The sequence below is a fragment of the Pseudomonas sp. D3-10 genome (assembly GCF_051132175.1).
Classification (GTDB): domain Bacteria; phylum Pseudomonadota; class Gammaproteobacteria; order Pseudomonadales; family Pseudomonadaceae; genus Aquipseudomonas.
The window spans coordinates 3,195,019-3,212,488 of sequence record NZ_CP071668.1; the positions used below are offsets into that span (position 1 = coordinate 3,195,019).

Consider the following 17,470-nt stretch of genomic DNA (forward strand, 5'->3'; position numbering starts at 1 on the left):
AAGCGAGAAATGCATGCGATTGCAAGGCAGACCCCCATGAAAACTTCCCCCCGCCCGCAGGAACTCAAAACCACCCTCTGCACCGTCTCGACCTCCCTGTTGCTGTGTTCGTCGATGCAAGTGCTGGCCGAACTGGAAGACCCTCTCACTGCCCCCTGGTACGACCGAACACCCGCCGACCACCCAACGGGCAACGACCCCGCGTCGGGCAAAAGTCCCGCGCTCTTCACGCTTCGCAACAACAATGGCCATACCCAGCGCGTCGGTTTGATCAGCGGCCAGAGCCGGATCACAGCCAATGGCAGCGCAATGCTGGTCGCGCCGGCTCTCGCCAAGCCGGGCCAGGAGACCCTGAGCCTGGAGGGGCAGAATCTTGGAGCCTACTGGAGCCTGACCGGCCCCGCGGGCTGGCACGTGGACCTGAGTGCCAGCGGGGGGCGGGTCAACGGTTTCAGCCTGAACGAACAGGGTCAACGTCAAGCCACCGAGGGCAGCGCCGTCACGCTGTCGGTCGAAGGCGGCTTCCCCATCGGCATCAGCGAAAACTGGGTGGTCGAACCCCAGGCGCAGTTGATCAACCAGCGCATCAGCCTCGATACGCCGAACGGCGAAAATGGCGACAGCAGCGAACTGAGCACTTGGAGCGGTCGCGTCGGCGCCCGGCTCAAAGGTGCCTACCAAGTCAACGGCCTGGGCGTCGAGCCGTACGTGCGCACCAACCTGTGGCACACGGTCCAGAGCGCCGACACCGTCACCCTGGACAAAGTCGACAAGATCAGCAGCAGCCGCAAATCTTCGACCGTCGAAGTCGGCCTGGGCCTGGTTGCCCGGGTCACCCCAGTGGTGAGCCTGTATGTCAGCGCCGACTACAGCAGTGACGTCGACGACAACGACCTCAACGGCGTCATCGCCAGCCTGGGCGTGCGGATGCGTTGGTAAACACCGGCTTCATGCATTCAACGCAATGGTGGCAGGGGCGTCGGCAGGACAGCCGCACGCCCTTGCCACTTCGAAATCACCTTCATTAAGGCGTATAACGCTAGAAGCGCCGCAGACTGTCAGCCCATGGCTCATTTCATTGATGGAGTAACGATATGACCACCGCCACCCTGCTCTCCCATTTATTTCCCAGCGCCGCGGATATCCCAGAGGCCTACCGTCTCGGTGATCCCGTCGAACAACGGGAATACCTGGTCGATGGCGTCTTGAGAACCTGGCAAGGACCACTGGCCACCGTGCGCAGCCCGGTTTACCTGGCCGGCCCGAACGGCGATGAACAAGTGATCCTCGGCAGCACGCCGCTGCTGGACGCCGAGACGGCGCTCACCGCGCTTGACGCCGCCGTACGGGCCTATGATCGCGGCCAAGGCACATGGCCGACGATGCGCGTCGCCGAACGCATCCGCCATGTCGAGAGCTTCCTGGCGCGCATGCGTGAACGACGTGAAGCAGTGGTCAAGCTGCTGATGTGGGAAATCGGCAAAAATCTCAAGGACTCCCAAAAGGAATTCGACCGGACCTGCGACTATATCGTCGACACTATCAACGCCCTCAAGGAGCTGGATCGTCGTTCCAGCCGCTTCGAGCTGGAACAGGACACGCTGGGGCAGATCCGCCGCGTGCCCCTCGGCGTCGCCCTCTGCATGGGCCCGTACAACTATCCGCTGAACGAAACCTTCACCACGCTGATTCCCGCGCTGATCATGGGCAACACCGTGGTCTTCAAGCCGGCCAAGCTCGGCGTGCTGCTGATACGTCCGCTGCTGGAAGCCTTTCGCGACAGCTTTCCTGCGGGCGTCATCAATGTGATCTACGGCAGCGGCCGAGAGACCGTCAGCGCACTGATGGCCAGCGGCAAGATCGACATATTTGCCTTCATCGGCACCAATAAGGCTGCCAGCGACCTCAAGAAACTCCACCCGCGCCCGCATCGCCTGCGCGCCGCCCTGGGGCTGGATGCAAAAAACCCCGGCCTGGTGTTACGCGATGTCGACCTGGACAATGCCGTCAGCGAAGCGCTCACCGGTTCGCTTTCTTTCAATGGGCAGCGGTGCACGGCTCTGAAGATCCTGTTCGTTCATGAAGACGTCGCCCCGGCGTTCATCGAGAAATTCAATGCCAAACTCGCCGCGCTGAAACCCGGCATGCCTTGGGAAGATGGCGTGGCGCTGACGCCACTGCCCGAAGCCGGCAAGGTCGATTATTTGCACGCCCTGGTGGCCGATGCCATCGCCAAGGGTGCGGGGGTGATGAACCAGCACGGTGGCGAATCCCGGGCTTCGTTCTTCTATCCGGCGGTTCTATACCCGGTGAACACAGCGATGCGTGTGTATCACGAAGAACAGTTCGGCCCCGTCGTGCCCATCGTGCCGTACCGTGACCTGAACACCGTGGTCGATTACGTGCTCGAATCCGACTTCGGCCAGCAACTGAGTATCTTCGGCACCCACCCAGCTGAAGTCGGCAAGCTGGTGGACACCTTCGCCAACCAGGTCGGGCGCATCAACATCAACGCCCAGTGCCAACGCGGCCCAGACACCTTCCCTTTCAACGGCCGGAAAAATTCCGCCGAAGGCACATTGTCGGTCCATGATGCGCTACGCACTTTTTCGATCCGTACGCTGGTGGCAACCAAATTCCAGGAGAGCAACAAGGCGCTTATCAGCGACATCATCCGTGAGCGGGATTCGAATTTCCTGACCACCGACTACATTTTCTGAGACCGCTCGCTGGTTACGACAGGGCCGGGCGCCGCCATTTGACGCCCCAGCCCTGTTGCATGCCGGCAGCAGCCAGCAGGATCGCCGCCACCCCCAGCCACTGAAGCGGTTCGAGGCGATGACCGAAGGCGAACCAGTCGACGAAGATCGCCGCGATCGGATAGATAAAGGACAGCGCGCCGGTCACGGCTGTCGGCAACCGCTGGATCGCGCTGTATAGCAGCACGTACATGATACCGGTGTGAATCATGCCGAGGGTCAGCAGGCTGGCCCAGGCCTCGGGTTGCTGCGGCAACGTCGAGAGATTCGCCCATGGCGCCAACAGCAGTATCCCGGTGCTGACCTGGATCAGCGCGATCAAATGGGGTGGCGTGCCGCTGAGCCGCTTGATGATCAACGCCGCAATGGCGTACAGCAAAGCCGCACCCAACGCCAGGGCGATGCCCGCCAGATAGTCCTCGCCACCCTGCCCTTGTTCGCCATGGGCGCTGACGATCGCCAGCATCCCAAGGAACGAAACCGCGAGCCAGAAGAGCTTTTGCGCGGTGATCTTTTCGCCCAGGAACAACGCCGCCAGCCCGACCAGCATGAACGGTTGGACGTTGTACACCGCCGTACCGATCGCAATCGAAGCGCGGGAATAGGAAGCGAACAGCAATACCCAATTGCCCACGATTGCCACGCCGCTGAGTACCGCCAGCAGGAACGTTGTGCGCGTCAGCACATCCCGACGCAGGAAACCAAATCCCGCGCAAATCAGCAGCAGCGTGACGGTGCCAAATACGCAACGCCAGAACACCACATCCAGTACGGGCAGGCCCGCCACCAGTACAAACCAACCTATGGTTCCGGAAATCAGCATGGCGGCGGTCATTTCGAGCGAACCGCGGCGTAGGGTCTTGTCCATCTTCAGGCTCCTTCGGTAAGTGGCTACAGTATGCCGAGCCGCCGGGCCGCTTCTCCATGGCCTGAAAAAGGCTAAACTGGTTTTTGACCTTTTTTATAAAGGCCATTTTGACCATTTACCTAACGGAGCCGTTATGACTGACGACATCGACCAGATCCTCATCAAGGCGCTGATGGAAGATTCCCGACGCTCGCTCAAGGCTTTGGCGAACCTGAGCGGCCTGTCGTCCCCCAGCGTTGCCGAACGCCTGCGTAGACTCGAGGAGCGTGGCGTGCTCAGGGGCTATACCGTTGAAGTCGATCCGAAGTGTTTTGGTTATCAACTCCAGGCCATCGTGCGCATTCGCCCATTGCCAGGGCAGTTGCAAGAGGTGGAGCGGCAGATCCAGGCCATTGGCGAGTTCACTGAATGCGACAAGGTGACTGGCGAGGATTGTTTCATCGCGCGGCTGCATGTGCGGTCGATGGAACAGTTGGATGTTTTGTTGGATAAGTTGAATGTTCTTGCAGAAACCAATACGGCTATTGTCAAGAAGACGCCGGTGAAGCGGCGGTTGCCTCCGATGGGGTGAGAGCCGTTGATGGACGCCGACCTGGTGCAAGCCCCAGACAAAAAAAAGGCGCCTTTCCTTCAGGAAAAGCGCCGTTTCTCAAATCAACAGCTCAAGCCGGACACTCCGGCAATATCAGTCATCACGTCCCATCAACCCAAACAGCTGCAGCAAGCTGACAAACAGGTTGTAGATCGACACATACAGGCTGATGGTCGCCATGATGTAGTTACGCTCGCCGCCATGGATGATGGCGCTGGTCTGGTACAGGATGCAGACCGACGAGAACAGCACGAAGCCGGCGCTGATCGCCAGTTGCAGGCCGCTGATCTGGAAGAAGAAGCTAGCCACCACCGCACCCAGCAACACGAAGAAACCGGCGGTGATGAAACCACTCAGGAAGCTCATGTCCTTGCGGGAGATCAGTACGTACGCCGACAGGCCACCGAACACCAACGCGGTCATTGCGAAGGCCGAACTGACCACTTCTGCGCCGCCCTGCATGCCCAGGTAACGGTTGAGGATAGGGCCGAGCAGGAACCCCATGAACCCGGTCAGGGCGAAGGCCGAAACCAGGCCCCAGGCCGAATCGCGGAGCTTGTTGGTAAGGAAAAACAGGCCGTAGAAACCGATCAGCACGACAAAGATGTTCGGGTAACCGACGCGCATCTGTTGTGCGACGAAGGCCATCACACCGCTGAAAGCGAGCGTGAGTGCCAGCAGGCCATAAGTGTTGCGCAGGACGCGGCTAACTTCTAGCTGCTCAGCCTGCACGCTGTTGTTCACTGCGTAATCCTGTTCGCGCATGGCGACACTCCTCCGGTTTTGAAACATTCAGTGGCAAGGATCATAACAGACGCTCTGTAACAAGCTACGTGGAGAGTTTGACAGTGTGTTTCATTCGGGTATTATGGCGCCCGCAACGCAATACGGAGGTGTGGCCGAGTGGTTTAAGGCAACGGTCTTGAAAACCGTCGACTGTAACAGGTCCATGAGTTCGAATCCCATCGCCTCCGCCATCTTCTACGTTAAAGCCCTGACTTGTCAGGGCTTTTTCGTGTCTGGCGTTTGAAAAAACAGTGACGGTCTTCACAAAGGAAACAGTGCATGCCATCCCCTAGCCTACTCAAGGAAAGTAAAGTGCCCCGTAAAACAATCGGTTCGATCGCTGCTGCAATTGTCGGCGTGGTCCTGTTATGCGTGTTCTTCGGAAGTTGGTACACGGTTGATGAAACCGAGCGCGGCGTGCTCCTGCGCAATGGCGCGCTGGTCGGGGTGGTTGAGCCGGGGCTGTCGTTCAAGACGCCATTTATCGAATCGGTACGCCTGATCAGCACGCAGAGCCAGGTTACCTCCTACGACGACTTGCAGGCCTACAGCAAAGACCAGCAATCGGCCGAGCTCAAAGTGTCGGTGTCGTGGCACATCGCGCCTTCCGACGTGGCGAAGGTCTATACCCAGTTCAAGGATCTGGAAGGCATCCGCGACCGGATGATCAGCCGGCAGGTGCCGACGCAGGTGGAGAATGTGTTCGGCAAGTTCAACGCCGTGGCCGCCGTGCAGAACCGCGTCCAACTGGTCAACGATATCTCCGCTGCGATCAAATCGACGATTACCGGGCCGGTGATCATCGACAGCGTCCAGGTTGAAAACATCGATTTCAGCGATGCCTACGAAAAGGCCATCGAAGCGCGCATGGCCGCCGAGGTCCAGGTCAAGACCCGTGAGCAGCAGCTCGCCACCGAACAGGTCCAGGCGCAGATTCGGGTGACCCAGGCCCAGGCGGAAGCCGATTCGCAAGTGGCCCAGGCCAAGGCCGATGCCCTGGCAACGGAACTGCGTGGCAAGGCTGAAGCCGAGGCGATCAAGGCCCGCGCCCAGGCGCTGGCCAGCAACCAGAACCTGGTGGAGCTGACCAAGGCCGAGCGCTGGAACGGTGAGTTGCCCACCACCATGCTGCCGAACAGCGCGCTGCCTTTTATCGATTTGAAGTAACCTCCCTCGGCGCGGTCGATTCCGGCCGCGCCATTTTCCCGTGCAGCGTCTGGACAGATACGTCGACGCCGGTGGTTGACGCTACACTTGCTTCACTGATGACCAGACGTTCACCGTTAGCAGGGAGCTCACCGTGTACCCAGGCAAACAAACAACGCAACTCCCCTCCTGTATCCCATTCTCCGCCCGTCATCCCGATAATTGCTCACACTCGCCAGGTCCGGTTTCGGCATCCGTTCCGCGCAGGAGAAACCTGTGACCATTCTGATCAATAAATACAAGTGGCCCGTCCTGTTGGCCGCGGCGCTTGTTGTCTTTTCCGCATTGATCTTCTTTTTAATAAAATCCTATACATACGACTCAGCGACCTATTTCGAATCACGGGACTTCATTCGCCAACTCAAGCAAGCCGACGCCAACTGGAACGTAAAAATCCTCAGGAAGAAAATCGGCGTCAACAATAACCTGTCACTCACCCCACCGCCCGAAGCGCAGACTCGCTGGGAGCAATTGGAGCGTTTGAACAGTTCCGGCCCGCTGGCGGCGCTCTGGGCGTCAAGGCGCCAGGGATACGTGGATGCGGTCAAGAACAAGAATCTGCTGGTCGAGCAGTTCGAGCAGCACAACGCCACGCTGCGGGCGTCCCTGGATGAGTTGCCGACGGTTGAAGACGAAATACAAAACCTGTTGCAGGAGATGAAGGCGAACGGCGAGATCGCGCGCCTGACCGCGGCCTCGAATGTCCTGGACCTGGCGTTGACCACCCTGGAGTTCGCCCTTTACGTCACGGCGGATAAAGAACGGGAAGTGCGGGACCAGTTAAGCGAACTCGAACATCAGATTGACCAACTGCCTGCCCTCTATCGGCCGGCGTTTGTGTCACTGATACACCACGTCAAGACCATCATCCACGAACAGCCCCAGGTCAACGACCTGCTGGACCGCATCAGCGTCATCCCAGTGGCCCAGGAGCTGGACAGCATCAACGAGCTGTTGAACGAAACGCAGCGCAGGACCGCCGCCACGGACCGTAAGTACCATATATACCTGGCGGTGTGCGCCGGCCTGATGGCGCTTTTGATGATCTATCTGGCCGTACGGCTGGTGCGCAGTTATTCAGTCATCAACCAGATCAACCATGAGCTGCAAACTTCCAATGACAAACTGGAAGAACGCGTCCAGGAACGCACTCGCGAGTTGAAGGAGGCCGAACGGGAGTTGGTGGATGCCGCTCGCATGGCAGGCATGGCCGAGATTGCAACGAACGTGTTACACAACGTCGGCAATGTCCTCAACAGCGTGAATATTTCCGCGGACCTGGTCACTCGCAAGTTGAAAAACAGCAAGACGCAAGGGTTGGGCAAAGCCGTGAAAATGATGAACGAACATGCCGACGACCTGGGTCATTTCATCACCGAGGACGAAAAAGGCAAGTTGTTGCCCCGCTACTTCAATGAACTGGTGGACTCTGTTGCAGGCGAACAAGCACTGCTCATCGAAGAACTGGCGCAGTTGACCAAAAGCATCGATCACATCAAGGACATCGTCACTACCCAACAAACCTACGCCGGGGCTGCGAGGCTGATCGAGCCGCTGAACGTCGCCGATCTGTTCGAGGATGCCCTGCGCATGAATTCAGGGGCGCTGAGCCGGCATCATGTCACCGTGATCAAGGATTACCAGGACGCTCCCGTGATTCTCGGCGACAAGCACCGGCTGCTGCTGATCCTGATCAACCTGATCAGCAATGCCAAGTTCGCCATGTCCAGCGTTGAGCACCCACGGGAGATGACCCTGGGAATCCGCATCGTCGACCAGACGACGTTATGCGTCAGCGTCAAGGACCGTGGCGAAGGGATTTCCAAGGAAAACCAGGCGAGGATCTTCAATCATGGCTTCACGACCCGCAAGGACGGCCATGGCTTTGGCCTGCACAGTTGCGCCCTAGCGGCAGTCGAAATGAACGGCCGTCTCTTGGCCTACAGTGACGGACCGGGGCACGGCGCCCTGTTTACCCTAGAACTGCCCCTGGAGCTGGCAGCCTCATGACCCGCTTTGACTGCGCGGCTGGCATCCGTGCCTGCGCGCAGTCAACAGAACGCGGCCCTACTTGACGTTCCCGGACGGGGCGTTACGGCGTCTCCTGGCGGGTAATGCGGCGGCGTAGGCCAGCGCTTCCTCCCGTGAGGCGAAGGAACCCAGCCGATCAGCCTGGGTACAGACTCGCCAAGGGCCGCTGTTGACGCTCAGTACGTCATAGCCATTGATGTGCATTTTCGTCAGCATCGCAGTACTCATGGTGATCACCTCCTGCAAAGTACCGAGTTACGCTGCCTACCATACTCCCGGTTCACCCGTCGGTGCCTACCGGGCGTCGCGACAGTTCATCGTCCATGCAATTCAATGGGAGTCCGAATCCCACAGCCAATCCCATAAACCGGGCAGATGCACGGGCTGGGACGTGTCGCGAACCGTGCGAGCCAGCGCCGCTCGTTCCAGGGCGCGGCTGTCGTCGTAGAACGGCTTCGCATCGGTCCTGAGCCCGGTCTCCCTGGCACTGTCCAAAAGGATCTGTAGGTATTCACGGGCGTGGCGGGCGGTATATCGGTTGAGGTCGTGGAAGGTCACGACGACCGGTATCACACCGTCCACTGTGGGCAATTGACCATCCGCGATGCGCTCGCGGACCTCGGAGAGCTGGCGCGTGAGGCTCATCCGCCGTCGTGGGCTCACGGTAATGCCCCAAACCTTGCCATCATTGGCGCTCAAGTCAGTCAGCAATACGTGCATACCGTGTCGTTGATAAGCGGCAAACGTGCGCTTGTCGAAACTCCAGAATGGCGGTCGTACCAGGTTTGGCGATGCGCCTGTGATCACAGCGATATCGTTGGCGCCATTGAACAGGGACTGCTCCAACTCATCCGGATCCAGGAATCGATGATTGGTATGCCAATAGGTAGCCGTGTGGAATCCCAATAAGTGTCCGTTCGCATGCTCACGACGCATGAGCGAGCGGCCGATTTCGCTGCCACCGGCCCGTGGCGCTCGGGTCTGGACGAAAAAAACCGCCTTGATCCCAGGCTGCACCGGATTACGGTCCAATGCGTCCAGCACGTCGGCGCTCGGATTCCAGAAAGACGATGCGCTAGGCCCATCATCGAATGTCAGCAGGAAACGGATCGGGGCCTGGACGCGCAGGCGTTCCTCGGTTTGCGGGGTCAATTCGATGGGCGGGCCGATGCAGCCCGACAAGTGCAGGGCAAACAGCGCCACGACCAGCGCCCTGGCGAAATTGTTCATGTCTTGCCTTTATTCAGTGCCACGTTACGTCGCCTTTGATCCTTGGCACCGGTGCTTTCAAGCTCACCTTGGAGAAGGTTACCCGGGTTTGGTTCCGCACCGTGAGCACGGTGTTCAGCAACCCTCGACACTCTCCCTGTAGACCCCATTCTTGACCGTCCGGAAATCCAATGGAATTTTCCGAACGCCTCCGTATCCATCCGTATAGGATCAATTAGGGAGGATTTATGGGCGGTCCATCGCTTTACATCATCGACTACATGCTCCATGGCGAGCCCAAGTCTTTCATCATTCGCGCCGAAGTGATGAATAACTCCGAAGCTTGGCATTGGGCCAGTTGCGACGCGGGTGTTGGGCGCATCCCCAAATTCGGCAGGGAGAAGGTCAAGCGGGTTTCAAAACCCATGGCAGAAAAATATGGCATTACCGATGTGCGCTGGCGAGCCTCCGTCGCGCCATCCTGGGTCAAGGAGTCTGGCTGAACAAGACATGAAAGGGTCCGGCGCACCGACTGTCCAGTCGTGCGCCGGATATCCAACGCCGCAGAAATATCTCAACTACCCTTATTGCAGCCTTACCCGTCCATAGCGATGGGTTTCGTGCTGCCTCATCCAACGTTGAATGGAGGTGTGACATGTCCGAAAAAGAGTCCATCACCACCCTGCTCACTTTATTGGAATCGCGCCAGGCGGGGCTGACCGCGGCCTGTAAGGAAATTGCCGACTGGGTCGACCATCAGGGCGGCCATCCCGCTGCAGTGCGCATCCGCGATCGGCTCAACGATATCGAAAAGGATGCCCCGTCGATCCAGAGCGCCCTCTCTTCACTCAAACCTGTGGAACGTCCGTTGCCAAGATTTCGCTAATAGGTTTCGCTATATGTTTCGTTGATGGAAAGCTTCGTCAACGACGCTTGCCGCACCGGTTTCCCTGAGCTCCACCGGTTGTAAACCCGATGGAACGACGGCGTACGTTTGCACCTCGATATTGATAGGTATCGATGCAAGAGCCGTCATAAGGGAGAACCAACATGAATGCCAGAGTCCTGCTGCTGATTGCCTGTGCCTGCCCCGCCATCGTCATGGCGCAGGGTTGCGAGGTCCTTACCCGATCCCAAAGCCAGGCGGTACAGGAAATCGAAACCCGCAGTTGCTATGAGTACAAGGGCGTCCCCTCGGAGGCCATCGGCTGGTCCTGCAGCAACGAAAGCAAAGGGACCCTGAGCACTCAAAAGAAACCCGTCGAGCGTTGCGCCGAGGGCTACGTGGCAACGTGTCAGGCAAGACTGACTCAGGAAGCCCTGGCCAATCCCCATTCCACCAGCAAGGATCGCAGCGGCGGCTCGGCGAATATCCCGGACAACGCCCAAGTCACCTGGTACTACTACGACGCGCAACAAGTGCAGCAAGCACAAAAGGATTGCGAAACCACCGGCGGCCAATGGAAGAACCGCTGACCGGGTGGTTCGCATCACATGGCGTCAGCCCTTGCTGTGTTCTGGGGAAGAAGGCGGGTTCTTGACGCCTCGTGGCCCGGCCACGCCCCAGATGATCAAGCCCAAGACAGGCAAGATAATCAGCAACAGCGCCCAGCCCGCCTTGGTACCGGCCGACTTGTCGCTGCGAAAGACGCTGACGATCGCCCACAAGTCCACAAGCAACAGCAACACCGCTACGGCGATCCAGAAATAACTGGCTAGTTCAGACATGGCCTCAATCCTCTTGTCGGTCTATGGATTAGGCATGGCCGCGCCAACTCCGTTCAAAGAATCTGACTTGCTGTTACGGTTGACGATCGTGCAGCTACAAGCGCTCGTTGAGGTAGGCGACCCATTGCTCATAGGCCTCGTGCTGACGCCGGACCGCCTCGTCCCAGGCGGTTCCCGACATTTGACGGACACAGATAAGCGCCATCATCTCCGACGTTGCTGCGTCGAGCTCAACCAGAAGCTCGTGGGATCTGACTTTGAAGTCTTCAACGGTGGTCATCATTCCTCGCTCCCCCCATCGGGGCCGGCTCGTCCACCCAACATTGATGCGTTTTTCCGGCGCTGATTCATTTTTGGCGATGATCGGTCGTCGACAACGGCCCTGCCTCGACGTTTTCCAACCGTCCGCGAAATAAACGAAGCCTTTTCCATGGGGGCGCGATCCCATGGACAGAAACGAAACATTTCGTTTTTTGAACGCCGAAATGGCGCGAGGCTCAAATATTGCAGTTATATTGCATTTTAATGACAGTCGGAATTGGACCAGGTATGAAGATTCGAGCGACCGTCATCTGCGAAGAAGACCGCCACATCCTGCTGGTACGTAAGCCCAAGAGCCGCTGGGCGTTGCCTGGCGGAACTGTCGAGCGCGGCGAAACCCACGCCGACGCCGCCCTAAGGGAACTGGCGGAAGAAACGGGGCTGAGCGCCGAAAGCCTGCTTTACCTGATGCGGATCAATGACGGCGGTACCGAGCATCACGTGTTCGAGGCGGCGGTCAACGATTCGACGGCCGCCAGGCCACAGAATGAGATCAGCGACTGTGTATGGCACCCGTTGGACGCCATTGCGCAGTTGCAGATGAAAAAAGGGATGCGGGAAATATTGGAAGCGTTTCGGCGCAGGCTGTAGACCGCTTAAAACCTGACGAACAATTTTTACGGACCAGAAACAAACAAGGTTTGCATTAGCTTTCGCTCGCAAACCCTTGATATTAGATGGTGCCCGAAGCCGGAATCGAACCGGCACGCCCTTACGAGCGGGGGATTTTAAGTCCCATGCGTCTACCAGTTTCGCCATTCGGGCGGTAGCGCGGTCAAGCCATGTGACACTGTCGGATAGGCATCCCACAGGATCGAGGCTGGTGCAACAGAGGGGGAAATATATACATCCCTCCTGGGTGAAGCAAGGCGGCCATTGCCCTTTTCAAGACAAAACCTTTCACCGCCCCCTAAATAAAAAAGCTCCGTAGATCATGAATCTACAGAGCTTTTTAGAAGTGGAGGCCGAAGTCGGAATCGAACCGGCGTAGGTGGATTTGCAATCCACTGCATAACCATTTTGCTATTCGGCCTCAATACGCCTGATGCAATGAAACCGCATCAAACGGATAAAAACTTATCCGGACAAAGCCGCTAATAGCGAGCTATCTCCTTGAAAACATTGAAGTTTTTTACGCCTCGATGCATTCGATGGGCGCAATTATGTACTCATTTGCCTAAGCTGACAACCCCTTGATTTCAAAAAAAATTTGCCTGGCGGTGAGACCTTCGGATGTATTTCCTGGGCAACACGACGGGCCGAAACCTCTGCCAACCGGCTCATCGGGAAACCACTCACACCAACGGAACAACCGCCGTTGCCCTCGGTTCATTCGTTATGTCGTCCCCTGGATCAGCAAGGAGAACCATCATGACTGAACGCCCAAAACTGGTGGCGAGCCGGGCTCCGGTGCCCACCTCATCACGCCCCAATCTTGGCACGCCGGAGCGCCTGGTGTCGCTGGTGGCCGGCTCGTTATTGCTTGCCAATGGTTTGCGCCAGGGCGGTCTAAAGGGCTGGCCGCAGGTGCTGCTCGGCGCGTGCGCTGCCTGGCGAGCCTATTCAGGCACATGCCGGATCAAGCAAGCCCTGACCCACAGCCCTTTCGAACAAACATTCGAACAGGATCGCGATTGGGACGGCAGCAAGGTCATTTCCCGCAGCATCACGGTGGGCAAGCCGAGGGACGAGGTCTACGCGTTCTGCAGCGAACCGGCCAATCTGGGAGCGCTCATGCCATGGGTGGACGCCATCGAACAGACGGGCGAACGAACTTATCGCTGGGTCGCCCATGGCCCGATGGACAAGACGTTGCAGTGTGACCTCGAACACTGCGAACCCAAGGAAGGCCGCAAGCTGCACTGGATTGCCGGTCCGGACCGACGCTTCAAGCATGACATCCAGATGCATTTCAGCGATGCGCCCGCCGGTCGCGGTACGCAGATCAAAGTCATCGTGGCTTGCGAGACGCCTCTCGGCGCGGCCGGCTATGCGCTCGCCGCCGCTATTTCCCGGTTCTCCGACAAGGCCCTGCTCAATGTGCTGCGCAGCATCAAGCAGCAACTGGAAACGGGCGAAGTCAGCACCAACAAGATGCGCGATCCGCATACCAAGGACTTTCTGTTTGTCCACCCGGCTACCCACGCGACGCAAGCTCCAGCCAACGACTCATCCTCTGACAAACCCGAACTCAATGGAGGTACCGTCTGATGCGCGCATTGACTTGGCAAGGCCCTAACAAACTGCAGGTCGAGACGGTGGACGATCCCTCCATCCTGAATCCCCGCGACGCCATCGTGCGGGTGATCCTGTCCTCGGTGTGCGGCTCGGACCTGCATCTGCTGGGCGGCTACGTGCCGACCATGCAGGCCGGCGACATCATTGGGCATGAGTTCATGGGCGAAGTGGTGGAAACCGGCTCGGCTGTCACGCAGAAGAAAGGCGACCGGGTCGTCACAGTGTCGATTGTCGGCTGCGGAGAATGCGAGCATTGCCAGCGTTCGGACTTTTCCTGCTGCGACAACTCCAATCCGAACCCCACCGCCACCGACATCGCCTACGGTCAACCCGCCTGCGGCATCATTGGCTACAGCCATGCGTTCGGTGGTTATGCCGGCAGCCACGCCACCTATATCCGCGTGCCGTTTGCCGACGTCAACCTGTTCACGATCCCCGATGGCGTCAGGGATGAGCAGGCCGTGTTCGTCTCCGATGCGGTGCCCACCGGTTATTTCGCCGCCGACAACGCCGATATCCAACCCGGCGATACGGTGGCGGTCTGGGGTTGCGGCGGGGTTGGGCTGATGGCGATGTCCAGCGCCTACTTGCTAGGCGCAGAACGGGTGATTGCCATCGACCGCTTTGCCGATCGTTTGCGCCTGGCCGAGGAAAAGGCCGGCGCCATCGCCCTCAACTACGAGACCACCGACGTGCATGCCGCCCTGCTGGAACTGACCGGCGGCCGTGGCCCAGATCGCTGCATCGATTGCGTCGGCATGGAGGCCCATGGCACGGAAGTCGATTATTTCTACGACAAGACCAAACAGATGCTACGCCTGCACACCGAGCGCGGGACCGTGCTGCGCCAGTCGATTCGCGCGTGTCGTAAAGGCGGGACGGTGTCGGTGGTCGGGGTGTACGGCGGCTTGCTGGACAAATTCCCGATGGGCGCGATCGTGAACAAGTCACTGACTCTGCGTTCCGGCCAGCAACCGGGACAGCGTTATGTGAAGCGTCTGTTCGAACACATCCAGAACGGTGACCTGGACCCCTCCTATCTGCTAACGCATCCCATGGGCCTGGAGCAATCGGTTGAGGGCTACGCAATGTTCAAGGACAAACGCCAGGATTGCCTACGGGCGGTGTTCCGGCCGGAATAGATCAAACTCCATGGCGAGGGAGCAACTCCCTCGCCACCGGGATTGCAGGGCCTCACCGGACAGTCGCGGCGCGCCGTCATAATCGGTAACATACCGGCCTTTCCCGCAGCCCTCCTGCGCCCTGCCGACTAAGTCCATTCCATGCCTTTCGAACTCAGCGTTGAACTTTCCACCCTCGCGATCCTGGCCGTTGTGGCGTTCATCGCCGGCTTCATCGATGCCATTGCCGGCGGTGGCGGGCTGCTCACCACCCCGGCCCTGTTGACCGCCGGCCTGCCGCCACACTTGGTGCTAGGCACCAACAAGCTCAGCTCGACCTTTGGCTCGGCCACGGCCAGCTTTACCTTTTACAAGCGCAAGCTGTTTCACCCACGGCAGTGGACCCACGCCCTCGTCGGCACGCTGATCGGTGCCCTGGCCGGTGCCGTCGTTGCCCATTACCTGCCCGCCGAGTGGCTGAACAAGATGCTGCCGGTCATTGTCTTTGCCTGCGGCCTCTACTTGCTGTTCGGCGGCACGCCCAAGGCACCGCTGGACAGCAATGCGCCGATCAAGAAGACCTGGCAGTCGCCGCAAGGCTTCGCCCTCGGTTTCTATGACGGCGTGGCCGGCCCGGGCACGGGTGCGTTCTGGACCGTCAGCAGCCTGCTGCTCTACCCCATCGACCTGGTCAAGGCCAGCGGCGTGGCCCGCAGCATGAACTTCGTCAGTAACATCGCGGCGCTGACGGTGTTCATCGTCTCGGGCCAGGTGGACTGGATCATCGGCCTGAGCATGGGCCTGTCGGTGATGGTCGGTGCTTTCTTTGGCGCGCGCACCGCCATCAGCGGCGGCGCGAAGTTCATCCGGCCAGTGTTCATCACCGTGGTGCTGGCCCTGACCGTGCGCCTAGCCTGGCAACACTGGTTCAGCATGGCCTAAGCGCCGCGCCACGTAGAGGTCGATCAGATACCGGGCAATCGAGCGCGAGGCGGGAAGCGGTGGCAGATCGTGGATGCTGAACCACTGCGCGTCTTCGATCTCGTCCTCTTGGGGCACGATGTCGCCGCTGGCGTATTCGGCGTGGAAGCCCAGCATCATCGAATGGGGAAACGGCCAGCACTGGCTGCCCACGTACTGGATGTTCTTCACTTCGATACTGACTTCTTCGCGGACTTCCCGGACGAGGCAGTCCTCGGCCGACTCACCCGGCTCGGCAAATCCTGCCAAGGTGCTGTAGACACCCGAGACAAAACGGGGCGAACGTGCGAGCAGGACTTCATCGCCACGGGTGATCAGTACGATCATGCTTGGTGAGATCCGCGGGTAATGCCGCAGATCGCACGCCTGGCAATGCATCGCCCGCTCGCGCGGCACCTGGCTCATGGGCTGGCCGCAACTGCCGCAAAAGCGGTGTTCCCGGGCCCAGGTCCCGACCTGAGCGGCATAACCCAACACCTTGAACAGCGTGTGATCTTCCTCGAGCATGAACGCGCGCAAGCCTTTCCAGCTGCAACCGGGAATATCCAGGGGGCTGTGCAGTTCCAGCAGGTAGACCGGCTCGCCATCGAAATGGCCGATGCCGTGCTCGGCGAGGATCGACAGGTCTTGGCGCTTGAGCCAGTCGCGAGGAAACAGCGCGCCGTTATCGTCGTACAAAAAACCTTCCGGGCTGCGGGCCACGGCCCAGCCGCCGGGAAGGTCGGTGTCGAGTACTGCGGTGGTCCAGCGTGAAATCATGATCGATCAATCCAGAAATTCGGGTTTCTGTTTGCTCATATGGGCGGCCATGGCCACGCGCAGGTCATTGGATTGCAGCATGGCGGCATTCCACGTGGCGACATATTCCAGGCCGTCGTCGATGCGGTGGTCGCGCATGTAGCTGATCATTTCCTTGGTGCCGGTGATGGCAATCGGCGACTTGGCGGCGATTTCCCGGGCAATGCCCATCACGCCGTCGAGCAGGCTGGCGGTGTCATTGTAGACACGATTGACCAAGCCAATGCTGCGCGCTTCGTCGGCACCGAAGGTGCGCCCCGTATAAGCGAGTTCACGCAGCATGCCGTCCCCGATGATCCGGGGCAAGCGTTGCAATGTCCCAACATCGGCCGCCATGCCGATGTCGATTTCCTTGATGGAGAACTGCGCGTCTTCGGCGGCGTAGCGCATGTCGCAAGCGGAAATCAGGTCGATGGCACCGCCGAGACAATAGCCCTGGACCGCCGCGAGTACCGGTTTGCGGCAGTTGTCCACGGCATTGAACGAGGCTTGCAGCTGCAGGATCTTGCGTCGCAGCACGCGGGCGTTACGGCCCACATCCTTGCCCAGTTCGTTCGCCACGCCAGCCAGCATCATCAGGTCGATGCCTGAAGAAAAGTGCTTGCCGGCACCGCTCAGGACCACCACCCGCACTTCGTCGGTGTCGTCGATCCATTGGAAAATCTCGACGATTTCGCTCCAGAACGCCGCGTTCATGGCGTTGATCTTGTCCGGTCGGTTGATCTGCACATGGGCGATGTTGTCTGCAAGTTCGACGTTGAACGCTTGGTATTGCAACATGGCAGTATCCTTTGACCGGCTGGAAGAGGCCTGAACTATAACAAGCGATCAC

Annotated in this window: 20 protein-coding genes and 3 tRNA genes; 13 read left to right on the forward strand and 10 right to left on the reverse strand. The window is 59.2% G+C overall.

What is annotated here, in order from left to right:
- The first annotated feature begins 36 nt into the window (after window positions 1–36).
- Window positions 37–939: an autotransporter domain-containing protein gene (locus J3P90_RS14330; protein WP_420766798.1), complete on the forward strand. Its 903-nt coding sequence runs from the start codon at window positions 37–39 to the stop codon at window positions 937–939.
- A gap of 155 nt (window positions 940–1,094) precedes the next feature.
- Window positions 1,095–2,720, forward strand: coding sequence for an NADP-dependent glyceraldehyde-3-phosphate dehydrogenase (locus J3P90_RS14335; RefSeq protein ID WP_420766797.1), 1,626 nt, complete (start codon window positions 1,095–1,097; stop codon window positions 2,718–2,720).
- A 13-nt stretch (window positions 2,721–2,733) separates the two neighbouring features.
- On the opposite strand, the gene J3P90_RS14340 is transcribed toward J3P90_RS14335, so the two are convergent.
- On the reverse strand, window positions 2,734–3,627 hold the full coding sequence (locus J3P90_RS14340; RefSeq protein WP_434674925.1) for a DMT family transporter: 894 nt from the start codon (window positions 3,625–3,627) through the stop codon (window positions 2,734–2,736).
- Between the two features lie 133 nt (window positions 3,628–3,760).
- Here J3P90_RS14340 and J3P90_RS14345 point away from each other — a divergent pair, with 133 nt between their 5' ends.
- Window positions 3,761–4,198 (forward strand): Lrp/AsnC family transcriptional regulator, encoded by a 438-nt coding sequence (locus J3P90_RS14345; protein ID WP_420766795.1) that lies wholly within the window; start codon window positions 3,761–3,763, stop codon window positions 4,196–4,198.
- Window positions 4,199–4,312: 114 nt separating this feature from the next.
- On the opposite strand, the gene J3P90_RS14350 is transcribed toward J3P90_RS14345, so the two are convergent.
- A complete protein-coding gene (locus J3P90_RS14350; protein ID WP_039588756.1) occupies window positions 4,313–4,984 on the reverse strand; it encodes a Bax inhibitor-1/YccA family protein in 672 nt (223 codons plus the stop codon).
- 124 nt (window positions 4,985–5,108) lie between these two features.
- Here J3P90_RS14350 and J3P90_RS14355 point away from each other — a divergent pair.
- The 3 genes from J3P90_RS14355 to J3P90_RS14365 all read left to right on the forward strand — a co-directional run bounded on the left by J3P90_RS14355 (window position 5,109) and on the right by J3P90_RS14365 (window position 8,221).
- Window positions 5,109–5,196: transfer RNA gene (locus J3P90_RS14355), tRNA-Ser, on the forward strand.
- 121 nt (window positions 5,197–5,317) lie between these two features.
- Window positions 5,318–6,172, forward strand: coding sequence for a prohibitin family protein (locus tag J3P90_RS14360; protein ID WP_420766794.1), 855 nt, complete (start codon window positions 5,318–5,320; stop codon window positions 6,170–6,172).
- A gap of 255 nt (window positions 6,173–6,427) precedes the next feature.
- Entirely contained in the window at window positions 6,428–8,221 is a 1,794-nt protein-coding gene (locus J3P90_RS14365; protein WP_434674926.1) for a DAHL domain-containing protein, read from the forward strand.
- A 57-nt stretch (window positions 8,222–8,278) separates the two neighbouring features.
- Here J3P90_RS14365 and J3P90_RS14370 read toward each other — a convergent pair whose 3' ends face one another.
- Window positions 8,279–8,470 carry a DUF2188 domain-containing protein gene (locus J3P90_RS14370; RefSeq protein ID WP_420766792.1) on the reverse strand — a complete coding sequence of 64 codons (192 nt, stop codon included), beginning with the start codon at window positions 8,468–8,470 and terminating at the stop codon, window positions 8,279–8,281.
- A gap of 102 nt (window positions 8,471–8,572) precedes the next feature.
- Window positions 8,573–9,472 carry a polysaccharide deacetylase family protein gene (locus tag J3P90_RS14375; RefSeq protein ID WP_434674927.1) on the reverse strand — a complete coding sequence of 300 codons (900 nt, stop codon included), beginning with the start codon at window positions 9,470–9,472 and terminating at the stop codon, window positions 8,573–8,575.
- Window positions 9,473–9,699: 227 nt separating this feature from the next.
- Here J3P90_RS14375 and J3P90_RS14380 point away from each other — a divergent pair, with 227 nt between their 5' ends.
- The 3 genes from J3P90_RS14380 (at window position 9,700) to J3P90_RS14390 (ending at window position 10,927) form a co-directional block, all read left to right on the forward strand.
- Window positions 9,700–9,954, forward strand: a complete 255-nt coding sequence (locus J3P90_RS14380) for a DUF6555 family protein (RefSeq protein ID WP_039588765.1) — start codon at window positions 9,700–9,702, stop codon at window positions 9,952–9,954.
- Between the two features lie 152 nt (window positions 9,955–10,106).
- Window positions 10,107–10,337, forward strand: a complete 231-nt coding sequence (locus J3P90_RS14385; RefSeq protein WP_420766790.1) for a hypothetical protein — start codon at window positions 10,107–10,109, stop codon at window positions 10,335–10,337.
- A 164-nt stretch (window positions 10,338–10,501) separates the two neighbouring features.
- Window positions 10,502–10,927 (forward strand): hypothetical protein, encoded by a 426-nt coding sequence (locus tag J3P90_RS14390; protein WP_434674928.1) that lies wholly within the window; start codon window positions 10,502–10,504, stop codon window positions 10,925–10,927.
- 24 nt (window positions 10,928–10,951) lie between these two features.
- Here J3P90_RS14390 and J3P90_RS14395 read toward each other — a convergent pair whose 3' ends face one another.
- Together J3P90_RS14395 and J3P90_RS14400 are read right to left on the reverse strand one after the other, a co-directional pair.
- Window positions 10,952–11,179, reverse strand: a complete 228-nt coding sequence (locus J3P90_RS14395) for a PLD nuclease N-terminal domain-containing protein (protein WP_420766788.1) — start codon at window positions 11,177–11,179, stop codon at window positions 10,952–10,954.
- 94 nt (window positions 11,180–11,273) lie between these two features.
- Window positions 11,274–11,462, reverse strand: a complete 189-nt coding sequence (locus J3P90_RS14400) for a hypothetical protein (RefSeq protein WP_434674929.1) — start codon at window positions 11,460–11,462, stop codon at window positions 11,274–11,276.
- A 266-nt stretch (window positions 11,463–11,728) separates the two neighbouring features.
- On the opposite strand from J3P90_RS14400, the gene J3P90_RS14405 reads away from it, so the two are divergent.
- The gene (locus J3P90_RS14405) at window positions 11,729–12,091 is read left to right on the forward strand and encodes an NUDIX hydrolase (RefSeq protein ID WP_434611568.1); all 363 of its coding nucleotides are present in this window, start codon (window positions 11,729–11,731) and stop codon (window positions 12,089–12,091) included.
- 87 nt (window positions 12,092–12,178) lie between these two features.
- On the opposite strand, the gene J3P90_RS14410 is transcribed toward J3P90_RS14405, so the two are convergent.
- Window positions 12,179–12,265: transfer RNA gene (locus J3P90_RS14410), tRNA-Leu, on the reverse strand.
- A 194-nt stretch (window positions 12,266–12,459) separates the two neighbouring features.
- Window positions 12,460–12,533, reverse strand: a tRNA-Cys gene (locus tag J3P90_RS14415).
- Between the two features lie 338 nt (window positions 12,534–12,871).
- Here J3P90_RS14415 and J3P90_RS14420 point away from each other — a divergent pair.
- The 3 genes from J3P90_RS14420 (at window position 12,872) to J3P90_RS14430 (ending at window position 15,801) form a co-directional block, all read left to right on the forward strand.
- Entirely contained in the window at window positions 12,872–13,711 is an 840-nt protein-coding gene (locus J3P90_RS14420; protein ID WP_434563832.1) for an SRPBCC family protein, read from the forward strand.
- Window positions 13,711–14,880: a zinc-dependent alcohol dehydrogenase gene (locus J3P90_RS14425; protein ID WP_434674930.1), complete on the forward strand. Its 1,170-nt coding sequence runs from the start codon at window positions 13,711–13,713 to the stop codon at window positions 14,878–14,880. The genes J3P90_RS14420 and J3P90_RS14425 overlap by 1 nt, the downstream gene beginning before the upstream one ends.
- 141 nt (window positions 14,881–15,021) lie before the next feature.
- Window positions 15,022–15,801: a TSUP family transporter gene (locus J3P90_RS14430; protein WP_434611200.1), complete on the forward strand. Its 780-nt coding sequence runs from the start codon at window positions 15,022–15,024 to the stop codon at window positions 15,799–15,801.
- Here the strand turns inward: J3P90_RS14430 and nudC are convergent.
- Together nudC and J3P90_RS14440 are read right to left on the reverse strand one after the other, a co-directional pair.
- On the reverse strand, window positions 15,769–16,599 hold the full coding sequence (gene nudC / locus J3P90_RS14435) for an NAD(+) diphosphatase (protein ID WP_434563828.1): 831 nt from the start codon (window positions 16,597–16,599) through the stop codon (window positions 15,769–15,771). The genes J3P90_RS14430 and nudC overlap by 33 nt on opposite strands.
- Window positions 16,600–16,605: 6 nt before the next feature.
- Window positions 16,606–17,418, reverse strand: coding sequence for a crotonase/enoyl-CoA hydratase family protein (locus tag J3P90_RS14440; protein WP_434674931.1), 813 nt, complete (start codon window positions 17,416–17,418; stop codon window positions 16,606–16,608).
- Window positions 17,419–17,470: the final 52 nt, after the last annotated feature.

Bases quoted from the DNA above. Each gene is read 5' to 3' on its own strand.
- J3P90_RS14425 (WP_434674930.1), top strand. From the start codon at position 13,711: ATGCGCGCATTGACTTGGCAAGGCCCTAACAAACTGCAGGTCGAGACG.
- J3P90_RS14405 (WP_434611568.1), top strand. From the start codon at position 11,729: ATGAAGATTCGAGCGACCGTCATCTGCGAAGAAGACCGCCACATCCTG.
- J3P90_RS14385 (WP_420766790.1), top strand. From the start codon at position 10,107: ATGTCCGAAAAAGAGTCCATCACCACCCTGCTCACTTTATTGGAATCG.
- J3P90_RS14340 (WP_434674925.1), bottom strand. From the start codon at position 3,627: ATGGACAAGACCCTACGCCGCGGTTCGCTCGAAATGACCGCCGCCATG.
- J3P90_RS14350 (WP_039588756.1), bottom strand. From the start codon at position 4,984: ATGCGCGAACAGGATTACGCAGTGAACAACAGCGTGCAGGCTGAGCAG.
- J3P90_RS14400 (WP_434674929.1), bottom strand. From the start codon at position 11,462: ATGATGACCACCGTTGAAGACTTCAAAGTCAGATCCCACGAGCTTCTG.
- J3P90_RS14430 (WP_434611200.1), top strand. From the start codon at position 15,022: ATGCCTTTCGAACTCAGCGTTGAACTTTCCACCCTCGCGATCCTGGCC.
- J3P90_RS14335 (WP_420766797.1), top strand. From the start codon at position 1,095: ATGACCACCGCCACCCTGCTCTCCCATTTATTTCCCAGCGCCGCGGAT.
- nudC (WP_434563828.1), bottom strand. From the start codon at position 16,599: ATGATTTCACGCTGGACCACCGCAGTACTCGACACCGACCTTCCCGGC.
- J3P90_RS14380 (WP_039588765.1), top strand. From the start codon at position 9,700: ATGGGCGGTCCATCGCTTTACATCATCGACTACATGCTCCATGGCGAG.
- J3P90_RS14420 (WP_434563832.1), top strand. From the start codon at position 12,872: ATGACTGAACGCCCAAAACTGGTGGCGAGCCGGGCTCCGGTGCCCACC.
- J3P90_RS14375 (WP_434674927.1), bottom strand. From the start codon at position 9,472: ATGAACAATTTCGCCAGGGCGCTGGTCGTGGCGCTGTTTGCCCTGCAC.
- J3P90_RS14440 (WP_434674931.1), bottom strand. From the start codon at position 17,418: ATGTTGCAATACCAAGCGTTCAACGTCGAACTTGCAGACAACATCGCC.
- J3P90_RS14345 (WP_420766795.1), top strand. From the start codon at position 3,761: ATGACTGACGACATCGACCAGATCCTCATCAAGGCGCTGATGGAAGAT.
- J3P90_RS14370 (WP_420766792.1), bottom strand. From the start codon at position 8,470: ATGAGTACTGCGATGCTGACGAAAATGCACATCAATGGCTATGACGTA.
- J3P90_RS14395 (WP_420766788.1), bottom strand. From the start codon at position 11,179: ATGTCTGAACTAGCCAGTTATTTCTGGATCGCCGTAGCGGTGTTGCTG.
- J3P90_RS14390 (WP_434674928.1), top strand. From the start codon at position 10,502: ATGAATGCCAGAGTCCTGCTGCTGATTGCCTGTGCCTGCCCCGCCATC.
- J3P90_RS14330 (WP_420766798.1), top strand. From the start codon at position 37: ATGAAAACTTCCCCCCGCCCGCAGGAACTCAAAACCACCCTCTGCACC.